Source organism: Sporosarcina sp. FSL W8-0480 (genome assembly GCF_037963765.1).
Classification (GTDB): domain Bacteria; phylum Bacillota; class Bacilli; order Bacillales_A; family Planococcaceae; genus Sporosarcina.
Genome location: NZ_CP150166.1, coordinates 1,067,026 through 1,080,203, shown reverse-complemented (window position 1 = coordinate 1,080,203; position 13,178 = coordinate 1,067,026). Strand labels below are relative to the sequence as shown.

Annotated in this window: 11 protein-coding genes; 3 read left to right on the top strand and 8 right to left on the bottom strand. The window is 43.9% G+C overall.

Going from position 1 to position 13,178, the window contains the following annotated elements; genetic code table 11:
• Nucleotides 1-155 precede the first annotated feature (155 nt).
• Genes NSQ43_RS05650 through NSQ43_RS05640 form a run of 3 tightly spaced genes read left to right on the top strand, consistent with a single transcriptional unit; the run spans nt 156 to nt 3,720 of the window.
• Nucleotides 156-1,511: a spore germination protein gene (locus NSQ43_RS05650; protein WP_339253797.1), complete on the top strand. Its 1,356-nt coding sequence runs from the start codon at nt 156-158 to the stop codon at nt 1,509-1,511.
• Nucleotides 1,508-2,623: a GerAB/ArcD/ProY family transporter gene (locus NSQ43_RS05645; RefSeq protein ID WP_339253796.1), complete on the top strand. Its 1,116-nt coding sequence runs from the start codon at nt 1,508-1,510 to the stop codon at nt 2,621-2,623. The genes NSQ43_RS05650 and NSQ43_RS05645 overlap by 4 nt, the downstream gene beginning before the upstream one ends.
• Nucleotides 2,602-3,720, top strand: coding sequence for a Ger(x)C family spore germination protein (locus tag NSQ43_RS05640; protein WP_339253794.1), 1,119 nt, complete (start codon nt 2,602-2,604; stop codon nt 3,718-3,720). The genes NSQ43_RS05645 and NSQ43_RS05640 overlap by 22 nt, the downstream gene beginning before the upstream one ends.
• Nucleotides 3,721-3,763: 43 nt before the next feature.
• Here the strand turns inward: NSQ43_RS05640 and purD are convergent, their stop codons facing one another.
• The 8 genes from purD to purS all read right to left on the bottom strand — a co-directional run bounded on the left by purD (nt 3,764) and on the right by purS (nt 13,164).
• Nucleotides 3,764-5,017 (bottom strand): phosphoribosylamine--glycine ligase, encoded by a 1,254-nt coding sequence (gene purD, locus NSQ43_RS05635; protein WP_339253792.1) that lies wholly within the window; start codon nt 5,015-5,017, stop codon nt 3,764-3,766.
• Nucleotides 5,018-5,031: 14 nt separating this feature from the next.
• The gene (purH, locus tag NSQ43_RS05630) at nt 5,032-6,567 is read right to left on the bottom strand and encodes a bifunctional phosphoribosylaminoimidazolecarboxamide formyltransferase/IMP cyclohydrolase (protein WP_339253790.1); all 1,536 of its coding nucleotides are present in this window, start codon (nt 6,565-6,567) and stop codon (nt 5,032-5,034) included.
• A 170-nt stretch (nt 6,568-6,737) separates the two neighbouring features.
• Complete coding sequence (purN, locus tag NSQ43_RS05625) at nt 6,738-7,328, bottom strand: phosphoribosylglycinamide formyltransferase (RefSeq protein WP_339253788.1); 591 nt, start codon at nt 7,326-7,328, stop codon at nt 6,738-6,740.
• On the bottom strand, nt 7,328-8,383 hold the full coding sequence (gene purM / locus NSQ43_RS05620) for a phosphoribosylformylglycinamidine cyclo-ligase (RefSeq protein ID WP_339253786.1): 1,056 nt from the start codon (nt 8,381-8,383) through the stop codon (nt 7,328-7,330). The genes purN and purM overlap by 1 nt, the downstream gene beginning before the upstream one ends.
• 225 nt (nt 8,384-8,608) lie before the next feature.
• On the bottom strand, nt 8,609-10,036 hold the full coding sequence (gene purF / locus NSQ43_RS05615) for an amidophosphoribosyltransferase (protein WP_339253784.1): 1,428 nt from the start codon (nt 10,034-10,036) through the stop codon (nt 8,609-8,611).
• Nucleotides 10,012-12,243: a phosphoribosylformylglycinamidine synthase subunit PurL gene (purL, locus tag NSQ43_RS05610; RefSeq protein ID WP_339253782.1), complete on the bottom strand. Its 2,232-nt coding sequence runs from the start codon at nt 12,241-12,243 to the stop codon at nt 10,012-10,014. Before purL ends, purF begins: the two co-directional genes overlap by 25 nt.
• Nucleotides 12,227-12,913: a phosphoribosylformylglycinamidine synthase subunit PurQ gene (gene purQ / locus NSQ43_RS05605; protein WP_339253780.1), complete on the bottom strand. Its 687-nt coding sequence runs from the start codon at nt 12,911-12,913 to the stop codon at nt 12,227-12,229. The genes purL and purQ overlap by 17 nt, the downstream gene beginning before the upstream one ends.
• Nucleotides 12,910-13,164 carry a phosphoribosylformylglycinamidine synthase subunit PurS gene (gene purS, locus NSQ43_RS05600; protein ID WP_339253777.1) on the bottom strand — a complete coding sequence of 85 codons (255 nt, stop codon included), beginning with the start codon at nt 13,162-13,164 and terminating at the stop codon, nt 12,910-12,912. Before purS ends, purQ begins: the two co-directional genes overlap by 4 nt.
• Nucleotides 13,165-13,178 lie beyond the last annotated feature (14 nt).

The window sequence follows — 13,178 nt, the reverse complement described above, 5'->3', positions numbered from 1 at the left end:
TATTTGAAGAATTCTATTTACTTTATCGTAGCATAGCATCCTGACGAAACATAGAGTATTTCCGTCTGTTATAAACATTAATGTATCAATTATTCTTTTTCGGGGATTCTAAGATCAAACTTTTTACTATGCTTTAGAAATAAAGGAGAGTTGAAATGACTGAAAAAAAGGCAACACCTTCTTTGTTCAACGAACTCTCACAAGAATTTGAGCCATCTGAAGATATCGTTCAAACAGAACTACAGATAAAAGGTCAATCGGCATTTCTTTTCTATTTAAAAACAGTCTCCGATGGAGATAAATTACAACAGACAATCATTAGACCCTTTTTCGAGATGAGTTCGGAGGAAGACTTTCAATCATATGTTCAATCATTGCCAATTAAAGAATCAATGCCTGATAAAGATGATTTACTCACCAAACTGACAGCTGGATATGTACTAATAGCGGTATCTGACAATATGTTTTTTTTGGATTTCCGCTTTGTCAAATACGATGAGGTCCAAACAACAGTCATTGAACCTACGATTCACGGCCCTCAACTTGCATTGAGCGAGGATATTGAAACAACTATGAATATTATCTCGCAACGCTATAATAATGCTTCTTTAAAAATCGAATCCATGAAATTGAAAGATATTGCAAATCGTAAAATCGCTTTGCTTTATGATGTCAATCGTGTCGACGAAGAAGTTCTTCAGAGAGTCAAAAAAAGACTTGAAGAATTCGATTCAATTTTATTTCAATCGGCAGCTGATCTACAGCATTTCCTAAATAAAGGGAAGTTTAACCTTATTCCTACGACGATTGTAACCGAACGTCCCGATCGCATCATCTATAATTTAGTTGCCGGAAAAGTTATCATTGCAATCGATGGAAGTCCCAATGTCATTGTCGCGCCAGTTGTCTTTTTTGACTTCATGATATCTATGGAGGATAGCTATCACGTCTTTGGCATTTCATTATATATGAATTTATTAAGGTATTTAGGTTTATTTATATGTCTTTTGCTACCAAGCCTATATATAGCGATGACATCATACTCCCCTGATATTTTAAGGGTAGAACTGGCGCTGACTGTAGCGGGGGGCAGAATCGGTGTTCCTTATCCTTCATTCGTTGAGGTATTGTTTATGTTGTTTTTCCTAGAGCTTTTAATCGAAGCAAGCATGCGTTTACCAAAGTCGATTAGTGGAACGGCGACCACTGTTGGAGGCTTGATATTAGGGTCAGCCGCAACAGAAGCAGCCCTCACTTCAACAATTATGATCATTATTACATCTGCAGTTGCAATTTCAACGTTTGTCATCCCACTCACAGAAATGAGTTTTGCAATACGGGTAAGTCGAGTCATTTTGTTAATTTACACAGCATTATTTGGTATGGTCGGGTTATTGGTAGGCTTCATAGGAATGATAATGATAGTGGTGAACAAAAATAGTTTTGGAGTTCCTTTTTTAAAGATTACATGGCAGGGTTGGAAACAGGAACTAAAGGTGGAAAATAAATGAGCCGTTTCTTATTTTACTTGATACTTATCAATCTCCTGACCAATATGGTATCTACAACTCCAAGAACATTCATTTTAGATAATACACAGGGAGTATTGAATTCGTTGTTTCTTGCGATTGCCGTCGGTATGATCTTTACGTATTTTCTTATTTCCTTGTTCAGCCATTTCCCGGGTATGACTCTTCCCGAAATTCTCAATAGTTGCATGCCGAAATGGATTTCAACACCAATTATTCTTTTCCTTTCTATATCTTGGTATGGAGCCGGACTTATCACCCTTATCACGTATGTTTTTATCATCATCCGTTTTTTGACGCCTGAAATGTCTATTTACTTAATCGTTCTTTCCTTTGCAGCTATAATCACATACGGGGTCTTCATGCAAACTAAAAGTATTTTATTTACTTCTGAAATACTTGTTGTTTTAGTAGTGCCTTTGATTCTGTTTGTACAACTGAAAGGGTATCTTGATAAGGATTTTGATTGGGATTATGTACGGATAGCCATTATGCATATTAACCACTTACCTAGTTACCGCTCTTTTACGACAGCCCTTTATGTTACTATCGGCATTGCAAATTTAATTGTTTTTAATCGTTATTTTACAGATTTGAGAAAGCCTTCTCGTAAAGCGATGGCACTTTTAACGCTCATCTGTTTTTTCATCATCATGACAACCTATTTACTTCCAATCGGCCTAAGTGGATTTGAAGCACTTGAAAATGTACCCTACCCTTGGATTATGACAAGTGATTCGATGAGGATGAAATTCGGGCTCATTGAACGGGTTGTTTTTATATTCATAGGCGCCTTCCTAGCCATCTCGGTCTTGAGCATCATAATACATTGGCATGTATCCATGCATTTGTTTGAAAGTATCTTTAACTTTAATAGGCTAAAGTGGAAATCATTTAAATTGAAACTTCCTATTTATGCTCTTGTTTTCTGGGTAATCGCAATGATCGCTACAAAAATGTTTACAGGAGAGACGCTGTTCAAGTCAGCATATTATTTTGACATGTATCTATTACCTGCCATTTTAGTTATCCTGATTGGATGTTTACTTTATGCAAAAAGGAGGGCTAAATCATGTCCCGAAGTAAAAAAATGAGTCAAACATTTTTCTTCCTTCTATTGACCCTAAGCCTCCTTTTCCAAGCCGGTTGTGCATTTAAGGATATCGACAAAAGGATCTTGGTAGTCGGTATAGGCATTGACCCTTCCGACAAGGTGAAAAACGGGTTCCAAGTAACATTAAAGCTTGCTCAACCAATCGGGTCTATCAAACAACAGGAAACTCCAGTTTATGCGTATCTTACACATGATTCCGAGTCGGTTGCCGAGGCGATCCATGATATGAGAGCCCAAGTCGATAAAGTTTTAGAGTTCGGACATAACAAAGTCATTATTATTAACGAAAAGTTACTTTCACAAGACTTGGAAACATTTATGGATTATTTCACAAGGCGAGGAGATATCCAAATGATTTCCTATGTCGGTGTTGCTGAGGAATCAGCGAAAGACATTATTTCCTTTGAGCCTATTACCGAAGCACCCGCGTCCGTCTCATTACATAACTTCTTCGGTTACAACGGCACCGACAGTCCGTACGTAATAACTAATTTTCTTTTTAGATTCAGACGTGAAGTACTTAGCCAAGGCATCCACACAGTTTTACCCCTCGTAGAAGTAGATAAAGAGAATCACACCTTCATTATCAATAAGTCAGTCGTCCTAAAAGATAAGGAAGAACCGGTCAGATTGACAATGATGGAAACGAAGTATTTAAATTCCTTACTTTACCATGCAAGCGGTTTTAGTTACAAAGTTAAGGAAAATGGTTGGCTTTTCATATTAAACATTGATGAAGTGAAGATGAAATATAAAATCGTCTTGGATGAAGGCGCACCAAGGATTGATATGAAGATAACCAAGGTTGGTATAATCGGTGAGTCGAATAAGCGTTTGAGTATTGAAGAACTAGAGAAGTACGACGAAATAGCGGCTGAGGATATTAAAAAAGAGGTGCTGGAATTACTGACAAAGCTGCAGGAAAACAAAGTCGATCCATTTGGATTCGGCTTACGTTATCGCGCTACAAGGTTGTCACGTGATGGATTAATGGAGGAATGGAATCGGATATATCCGGAAATTGAATTTAATGTCATGGTGGATGTTAAATTGAAGGGTGTCGGTGCGGTTGAATAATAAACAAAAACAGACCACTCGTTTGCGGTGGTCTGATTTTTTATTAGCTGAATGTCCTCCAACCAATATCCGTCCGATAGAAAAACCCGTTCCATTCAAGCTGATTTAGCCCTTCGTACACTTTTGACTGTGCTTCTTTTAATGTTTCGGCTTTTGAAGTTACAAGGAGAACACGACCGCCGTTGCCGATGAAGTGACCGTCTTGTAATTTCGTTCCCGCATGGAAGATTTCCAGTCCTTCAAGCTTCTTTAAATCCGGTAATTCAGCGCCATTTATGACATCGCCCGGATAACCGTCAGATGCTACGACAACACCTAAGATTGCATCGTCATGCCACTTTAAATCGAATTGTCTTTCATCCATTAGTGCAGTCATGAAATCACCGAAGTCGGAAGCCATTCGCGGAAGGACGACTTGCGTTTCCGGATCACCGAACCGTGCATTAAATTCAATAACTTTTGGACCACCCTGCGTAAGGATAAGCCCAGCGTAAAGGATTCCTGTAAAAGGCGTACCTTCTTCATCCATCGCGCGAACAGTCGGAATGACGACTTTTTCAAGTGCTTCTTCAACGACATGATCAGGAATTTGCGGAACTGGAGAATATGCCCCCATTCCACCAGTATTTGGCCCTTCATCACCATCAAAGGCTCGTTTATGGTCTTGCGCAATCGGCATTGGGTAAATTTGGCCATTATGGACGAATGACATGTAAGAGAATTCTTCTCCATCGAGGAATTCTTCTATGACAACTTTCGAAGAGGACTCTCCGAATTTTTGATTGCCAATCATATCTTCAACAGCTTCAATCGCTTCTTCCTCAGTTGTCGCGACAATAACCCCTTTACCCGCTGCAAGTCCATCCGCTTTCACGACAATCGGTGCACCTTGCTTTCGAATATAGGCTTTAGCCGCCTCGGCATCGGTGAATGTTTCATATGCGGCCGTTGGGATCTCATACTTTTTCATGAGCGCCTTTGCAAAGGACTTGCTGCCTTCAATTTGAGCTGCCGCCTTTGTTGGACCGAAAATCCTCAACCCCCTCGTAGTGAAATAATCAACGATTCCTTCCGATAAGGGTTGTTCGGGTCCAACAAATGTGAGGTCAATCTGTTGCTCTTCGGCGAAAGATGCAAGTGCCTCAAAATCAGCTGCAGAAATGGCTACACATTCAGCATCGTTTTTCATGCCGTCATTGCCTGGAGCGACATACACTTTAGCCACGGACGGTGAATTATTGAATTGGCGAGCTATCGCATGCTCACGGCCCCCACTGCCAATGACAAGTACTTTCATTTTTAATATCCCCCTTAATGTTTGAAATGACGAATGCCAGTAAACACCATTGTAATTCCGTGTTCATTCGCTTTTTTAATGGAATCTTCATCTTTGACAGAACCACCTGGCTGGATAATTGCGGTAACGCCAGCTTTTGCAGCCGCTTCAACCGTATCATCCATCGGGAAGAACGCATCGGATGCAAGCGCAGCACCTTTCGCCAATTCTCCAGATTGAGTGAGGGCGATATTCGCGGCCCCGACACGGTTCATCTGTCCAGCCCCGACTCCGAGTGTCCTTGACGAATCTGTAACCACAATTGCATTCGATTTAACATGCTTCACAACTGCCCAACCTAACTTCAGTGCTTCCCATTCAGCCTCCGTCGGCTCTCTATCTGTGACTACTTGAATTTCCGCATCCTTGAAGCCGAATGTATCTGGTTCTTGAAGTAATAGGCCACCTTCTACAGACACGGAATTCCAATTGTCTTTTTTATGTTGATCAAACGGAATTGTCAGTAGACGAATGTTCTTCTTTTTTGTCAAGATTGCAATCGCGTCTTCTGTGAATGAAGGAGCGATGATGATTTCAAGGAAAATTCCTGATAGTTGTTCTGCCGTTTGCGCGTCCACTTCGCGGTTTAGAGCGATGATGCCTCCGAAAATGGATGTCCGGTCAGCTTCGTATGCTTTATCGAATGCTTCCTCAATAGTTGCTCCAGTTCCGACACCACAAGGATTCATATGCTTCACTGCAACAGCGGCAGGTTGCTCGAATTCCTTGACGATTTGGATCGCTGCATTCGCATCCTGGATATTATTATAGGAAAGTTCCTTGCCATGCAATTGCGTAGCGTTGGCGATGGAGAAATCGGAACCCAACGGACGACTATAAAATGCTGCTTTTTGATGCGGGTTTTCCCCGTAACGTAGCGGCTGCTTTAACTCATATGTAAATGTGATCTGCTCAGGGAACTCCTCACCTGAAAGGTCAGTTAGATAGCCTGAAATAAGTGCATCATATGCTGCTGTATGGCGGAAAACTTTAGCGGCAAGGCGACGGCGTGTTTCATGGGTCGTCTGTCCTTCTGCATTTAACTCTTCAAGTACTTGTGCATAATCAGTTGCATCAACAATTACGGTTACATATGCATGGTTTTTCGCAGACGCACGGAGCATTGCCGGACCGCCGATATCGATGTTCTCGATAGCGTCTTCAACAGAAACGTTTGGTTTAGAGATTGTTTCTTTGAACGGATAGAGATTGACGCAAACGATATGGATCGGCTGGATGCCGTGTTCAGTCATTTGTTTCTGATGTTGCGGATCGTCTTGCTTTGCAAGGAGACCACCGTGAATCAGTGGATTTAGTGTTTTGACACGGCCTTCCATGATTTCAGGGAAGCCTGTCACTTCGTCAACCGCTATTACTGCGACTCCGTTTTCTTTCAGATGCTTCATCGTTCCGCCTGTTGATAGAATTTCATAATCGAGTTTCGCGAGCTCTTTGGCGAATTCCAATATACCGCTCTTGTCTGAAACACTGAGTAATGCACGTTTTTTCACGAGTGGTTCCCTCCGATTTTGTAATAAGATGTTGCGTTGTTTAGTAATGGACCTTGTATGCACGGGAATGGACCTTAAACGCAGAAGAATGGACCTTAAACGCAGATGAATGGACCTTGATCCGCAATTAATGGACCTTGAACGCAGAAGAATGGACCTTTCTTCAACATTCAAGCTTTGCTCTTTGTTTCACTGGTAAACAGTGACTGTAACGTCTCTTTATAAAGAACGTGTTCAACCGCATGTATTGCTTTAGCGGTCAATTCAGGATTACCATCCACTACCTGGACTGGAGCTTGCGCCAAAATTGGACCGGTATCCATTCCTTCATCCACAAGATGGACAGTGACCCCTGTCACTTTTACACCGTGAGCAATCGCTTGGCCAATAGCGTCCTTGCCCGGGAAGGACGGCAACAAGGAAGGATGGATATTCACAATGCGTGAAGGATACGCGGCAAGCAATGTCGGGCCAATCAGCCTCATATAACCCGCCAACACAATCCATTCAACACCCTCATCCTGTAAAATGGCGATTAACGCCTCTTCAAATGCCTGCTTTGAAGGGAATGCTTTCGGTTCCAAAGCGACAGTCCGTATATCCGTTTGCCTTGCCCGTTCTACTACGAAGGAAGCGGGCTTATCAGTCATGACAAGTGTGATTTCTGCATCAAGCTCCCCTTCACGGCATGCAAATTCAAGCGCTTCAAAATTGCTCCCGCTGCCCGATGCGAAAACGGCAATCTTTGTTTTACCATTCATTAATTTAGGCTCCCATCATGGTTGCCGATGAAATTGACCCCTTCTCCTTTGACGACACGACCAATTTCAAATGCCTCTTCATTATGCTCAGCCGCAATCTGGATTGCGCGTTTCGCCTGATCTGCTGGAAGAGCGATGACAAATCCAATGCCCATATTAAAAACGCTATACAGATCTTTATCAGATAGTTCGCCTTTTGCCTTCAACATTTTAAACACTGGAAGAACTGGCCAAGAACCAAGATTTATTTCCACTCCGAAACCTTCGCCAAACATTCTTGGTAGATTTTCATAGAAACCCCCACCTGTTATATGGCCCATTGAATGAACGTCAAGCTCTTCGTGAATTTGCATGACGGGCTTTGCATAAATCTTTGTCGGCTCGAGCAATGCCTGCCCCACTTTGCCAAGTTCTTCGAATCCAGCGATATACTGGTCAATCTCGTATCCTTGGTCTTCCAAGACGATTTTCCGAACGAGGGAAAAACCATTCGAATGGATGCCGCTTGATGCGATTCCGACAAGAACGTCCCCTTCTTCCACTTTTTCGCCAGTAACGACTTTACTTTTTTCACATGCACCTACCGCAAACCCTGCCAAGTCATACTCATCAGCAGCGTAGAGGCCCGGCATTTCTGCCGTCTCCCCGCCAATTAATGCAGCTCCGGATTGAACGCATCCATCAGCAATCCCTTTGACAATTGCCTCTACTTTTGCAGGAACTGCCTTGCCAAGTGCGATATAATCCAGGAAGTATAGCGGTTCTGCTCCTTGCGCGACAATATCGTTCACACACATCGCGACGCAGTCGATGCCGATTGTGTCATGCTTATCTGCAAGAAACGCCAATTTCAGTTTTGTACCGACACCATCTGTTCCGGAAATTAACACTGGTTCTTTATAGTTAAGTTCCGATAGATCGAACATCCCTCCGAAACCGCCAAATGCACCCGCGACACCCTTACGTGCAGTGCGAGCGACATGTGATTTCATGCGTTCCACAGATTCGTAGCCCGCTTCGATATTGACTCCCGCCTTTTCATACGCCTTAGACATGGAATGTCCTCCTTTTAGAATGAATGTGCTTTTTCGTAAATGATTGACGCTGTTCTTATGAGAACTCTTTCCCGTTAAACGAGAACTTCAAGCGCTGGAACGAGAACTCTTTCCGGGTTAACGAGAACTCCAAGCACCGGAACGAGAACTCTTTCCGGGTTAACGAGAACTCCATACGTCGAAATGAGAACTCTTTCCCGCTAAACGAGAACTCCTAAGGTACTTTTACCGTGCGAGCTCCTTTTCATGCGGCAAAACTGTGTCTGCATAAATCTCCGTCGGGTATTCGCCCGTAAAGCAAGCGAGACATTGTCCGCAGTTCTTCATTTCTGGAGATCTACCGATTGCCTTCAACATTCCTTCCGTTGAAAGGAAGGTCAGTGAATCAGCATCGATCAAATCACGGACTTCATCAACCGAACGGTTTGTTGCAATCAGTTCCGAATCCGTACTGATGTCTACTCCATAAAAGCAAGGACTGACCAATGGAGGAGCTGCGATGACGACATGGACTTCCGTCGCCCCTGCATCCCTCAACATTTTGACAATCCGTTTCGACGTCGTTCCACGTACAATCGAATCATCCACCATGACGACTCGTTTTCCTGCGACAACTTGATGGACTGGCGAAAGTTTCAACTTTACGCCTCTCTCACGCATTGCTTGTGTCGGTTGGATAAACGTCCTGCCGACATATCTATTTTTAATCAATCCTAATTCATATGGAATTCCGCTTTCTTCGGAAAATCCGATAGCTGCTGAAATGCTTGAATCGGGAACGCCCGTAACGACGTCCGCTTCAATCTTCACTTCTTTTGCAAGTTGTTTACCGCATCGCTTCCGTGCCATATGGATATTAATGCCGTCAATATCTGAATCGGGTCTTGAAAAATAGACATATTCCATCGAACACATCGCACGATCTCCAGCTTCGGCAAATCGGTCGGATTGCAAGCCTTTGTCATTAATAATGATTAATTCGCCAGGTTCAACCGATCTAATTGTTTCTGCGCCGATCAAATCGAATGCACAAGTCTCTGATGCAACGACCCACGCATCTCCCAACTTCCCAAGAGATAGTGGTCGCATAGCATTTGGATCCTGTGCAATTAGCAGTCCTTCTTCCGTCAACAAGACGAATGCGAAGGCACCTTTTAACATTGAAAGCGCCTTTTTCACACGATCTCGTTGTGTTAACGCTCCTCTGCCACTCTTTTTGATTAAATGCGCTAACACTTCCGTATCGGATGTCGTTTGAAAAATGCTGCCTTGCTTTTCGAGACTTTCCTTTAATTCCTGTGCATTGATCAAGTTCCCGTTATGCGCAATCGCCATGCTTCCAGTCGTAGAACGGAAGACGAGCGGCTGTACGTTCTCCGCTCCCCTTCCTTCTTCCGTCGTGTACCTGACTTGCCCGATTGCGCTATGACCTGTCAACCCTTTAAGAGCATCACCAGAGAATACTTCATTGACAAGGCCTTCGCCTTTTTTTACTAGCAACCCTTTACCATTCTTCGTCGCAATCCCGGCGCCTTCCTGACCGCGATGCTGCAATGCATGCAAGCCATAATACGTGAGTTGCGATGCTTCTTCATGGCCCCAAATGCCGAATACGCCACATTCCTCGTTTAGGCCTCTGAGTTCAGCAAGCATGGAATTGCCCCTCTCCAAGCAGAACGGAATTCATCCACCGACCCATCGATTAATACTTCGTCGTTATCACCTTTTATGACGATGGTATCTCCTGCTGTTACTGTCCCGATCTTCACTGCATCCTGTACAATCGCTTCAAAAGCAGTCGTAAGCTCCTCTTTTACCGTTACAAGGAAGCGGGATTGTGTCTCACTAAATAGGGCCGTTACAGCTGAGCCTGAAATAGAAACTTCAGCACCAAGTCCTTCAGCATCAAACGCCTTCTCACAAAGCGCCACTGCAAAGCCACCTTCTGATAAGTCTGTCGCCGATTGTACAAGCTTGCTTTGAATCGCTTTTAGCAATGCTTGCTGGCGGGATGCTTCCACTTCAAGATTAATAGTAGGGACCTTACCGAAAATCCTGCCTTCAACCATTTGTTGAAGTTCGCTGCCTCCGAACTCTGTTGCTGTTTCGCCGATCAAATAAATAGCGTCGCCCGCTTGCTTGAATTCAGTCGTCGTCACTTGGTTCAAATCATGGACGATCCCAACCAAACCCATTGTCGGCGTCGGGTAAACCGGCACACCATTCACTTCATTCGACATAGACACATTGCCCCCGATAATCGGTGCATTTAGTGTGCGGCAAGCTTCAGCGATGCCGTCAGCCGATTTCTCGATCTGCCAGAACACTTCCGGCTTATCTGGGCTACCGAAATTCAAGCAATCTGTTGCCGCGATTGGCTCCGCTCCAGAACAAATTAGATTCCGCGATGCTTCAGCAACCGCAATCTTGCCTCCTGTTTCCGGGTCCAGATAGATATAGCGAGAGTTACAATCTGCTGTCATCGCAAGTCCTTTATTCGTTCCTTGCACACGGATGACACCAGCAGAAGAACCAGGTGCAACGACTGTATTTGAACGAGCTTGGGAATCGAATTGATTATAAACCCATTCCTTCGATGCAATCGTCGGGCGTTTCAATAGAGACGTCAATGTCTCTTTTAAATCTTCAACCGCCGGCTCAGTGTTCTCGATTTGCTGGAATTCACGGAAATAAGCAGGTTCTTCAGATGCTTTATGATAAACCGGTGCATCTTCGGCAAGGATATCCGCTAAAATCTCTGCAACTACCTCACCTTTATGAGTGAGGCGAAGCATTTTATCGTCCGTCACTTTTCCGATAGCAACCGCTTCAAGACCGTATTTCTTGCACAGTTCAATGATTTCTTCTTCGCGCCCTTGCTTCACTACGACAAGCATGCGCTCCTGGGACTCAGAAAGCATCATCTCGTATGCTGTCATCCCTTCCTCACGCTGCGGAACAAGATCCAAATTCAGTTCCACCCCGTACCCAGCTTTTGAAGCCATCTCGGCAGAAGAAGAAGTAAGTCCCGCTGCTCCCATATCCTGAATTCCGATTAACGCATCTGACTTCACAAGTTCAAGACATGCTTCCATAAGCAATTTTTCAAGATACGGATCTCCTGCTTGCATAACTGGAAGTTCCGCTTCCTTATCGACAGCAACTTCGGATGAGGACATCGTTGCCCCGTGAATCCCATCACGGCCCGTTTTCGCACCGACGTACAAAACTGTATTGCCGACACCGGAAGCAAGCCCTTTTTGAATATCCTCATGGTTCAATAAACCAACAGCCATCGCGTTAACAAGTGGACGCTTCGAATAGCAATTATCGAACTGGACTTCCCCAGCCACTGTAGGAATCCCGATTGTATTCCCGTAACTTGCAATCCCTGCAACTGCCTGTTCGAATAAATAACGATCACGTGCATCCGTTAAATCACCGAAACGCATCGAGTTGACGAGCGCTACCGGACGGGCACCCATTGAGAATACGTCACGAATGATACCACCTGCACCAGTAGCTGCACCAATGAATGGCTCGATTGCCGAAGGGGAGTTATGTGATTCCATTTTGAATACTGCCGCTTGATTGTCCCCTATATCAACGATTCCTGCCCCTTCCCCAGGACCTTGCAAAACACGTGCCCCTTCTGTCGGGAATTTGCGCAATACCGGCTTCGAGCTTTTGTAAGAACAATGTTCAGACCACATAGCGGAGAACAATCCTGTTTCCGTATAATTCGGAAGACGTCCGATCATTTCAACTGCACGTTCGAACTCCTCATCGGTCATTCCCATTTGGCGGTACAATTTTTCATCTTTGATTTGCTGAGCTGTAGGTTCATGCATGGCTGACATTCTTCTCACTCCAGTTCTTTATGATAGATTGGAATAAAGGCAATCCGTCCGTTCCACCGATAATTTCTTCTACTGCCCGTTCAGGCAGGGGCATCATGCCAAGAACATTGCCTTGTTCATTCAACACACCGGCGATATCTTCAACACTGCCGTCCGCATTTCCATCTTCATATGTAAATGCGACTCTGTTTGTATCTTTCAAAAGTTGCGCGGTAACTTGATCAACATAATAATTGCCAAATTCATGGGCAAATGGAATTGTAATAAGTTGGCCTTGTTCATAGTTGCTTGTGAAATGGGACGAAGCATTTTGCACAGCAAGTTTCGCTTTACCGCTTCTGAATTTCAAACTTTTATTCCGCAAGAAAGCGCCCGGTAAAATACCAGCTTCTACAAGTATTTGGAACCCATTCCCTACACCTAAAACCGGTTTCCCTGAGTCTACGAATGCCTTTAAACTCACAATTGAGTTGGAGCTCTGTGCAAGCGCACCTGGGCGTAAATAATCGCCGTACGAAGCTCCGGTTGGTATCAGGACAGCATCGTAATTTTCCAAAACCGCATCTTTATGGCTGATGATTTCTGCACCTTCACCTAAAACATTTCTTATTGCATGGAACATATCCACTTCACAACTGGATCCGGGAAAAGTTAAAATGGCGAACCTCATTTACCCGCAACCTCCCCGATTTCAAAGCTATAGTTCTCAATCACTTTATTGACAAGAAGCTTATCGCACATTTCCATCACACGTGTTTCGATTTCAGCAGCTGTTCCTGCAAGTTCAAGTTCAATCAGCCTTCCAATACGTACGCTTTCCACTTCGTCATACCCCATCGTGACAAGTGCCTCCTGCGTAGCAATACCTTGTGGATCTACAACACTTTCGCGTAATGTTACGTAAACTTTAACTTTTGTCATTTTGGTTTCCTCCC

Bases quoted from the DNA above. Each gene is read 5' to 3' on its own strand.
- NSQ43_RS05650 (WP_339253797.1), top strand. From the start codon at position 156: ATGACTGAAAAAAAGGCAACACCTTCTTTGTTCAACGAACTCTCACAA.
- NSQ43_RS05645 (WP_339253796.1), top strand. From the start codon at position 1,508: ATGAGCCGTTTCTTATTTTACTTGATACTTATCAATCTCCTGACCAAT.
- NSQ43_RS05640 (WP_339253794.1), top strand. From the start codon at position 2,602: ATGTCCCGAAGTAAAAAAATGAGTCAAACATTTTTCTTCCTTCTATTG.
- purD (WP_339253792.1), bottom strand. From the start codon at position 5,017: ATGAAAGTACTTGTCATTGGCAGTGGGGGCCGTGAGCATGCGATAGCT.
- purN (WP_339253788.1), bottom strand. From the start codon at position 7,328: ATGAATGGTAAAACAAAGATTGCCGTTTTCGCATCGGGCAGCGGGAGC.
- purM (WP_339253786.1), bottom strand. From the start codon at position 8,383: ATGTCTAAGGCGTATGAAAAGGCGGGAGTCAATATCGAAGCGGGCTAC.
- purF (WP_339253784.1), bottom strand. From the start codon at position 10,036: ATGCTTGCTGAACTCAGAGGCCTAAACGAGGAATGTGGCGTATTCGGC.
- purL (WP_339253782.1), bottom strand. From the start codon at position 12,243: ATGTCAGCCATGCATGAACCTACAGCTCAGCAAATCAAAGATGAAAAA.
- purQ (WP_339253780.1), bottom strand. From the start codon at position 12,913: ATGAGGTTCGCCATTTTAACTTTTCCCGGATCCAGTTGTGAAGTGGAT.
- purS (WP_339253777.1), bottom strand. From the start codon at position 13,164: ATGACAAAAGTTAAAGTTTACGTAACATTACGCGAAAGTGTTGTAGAT.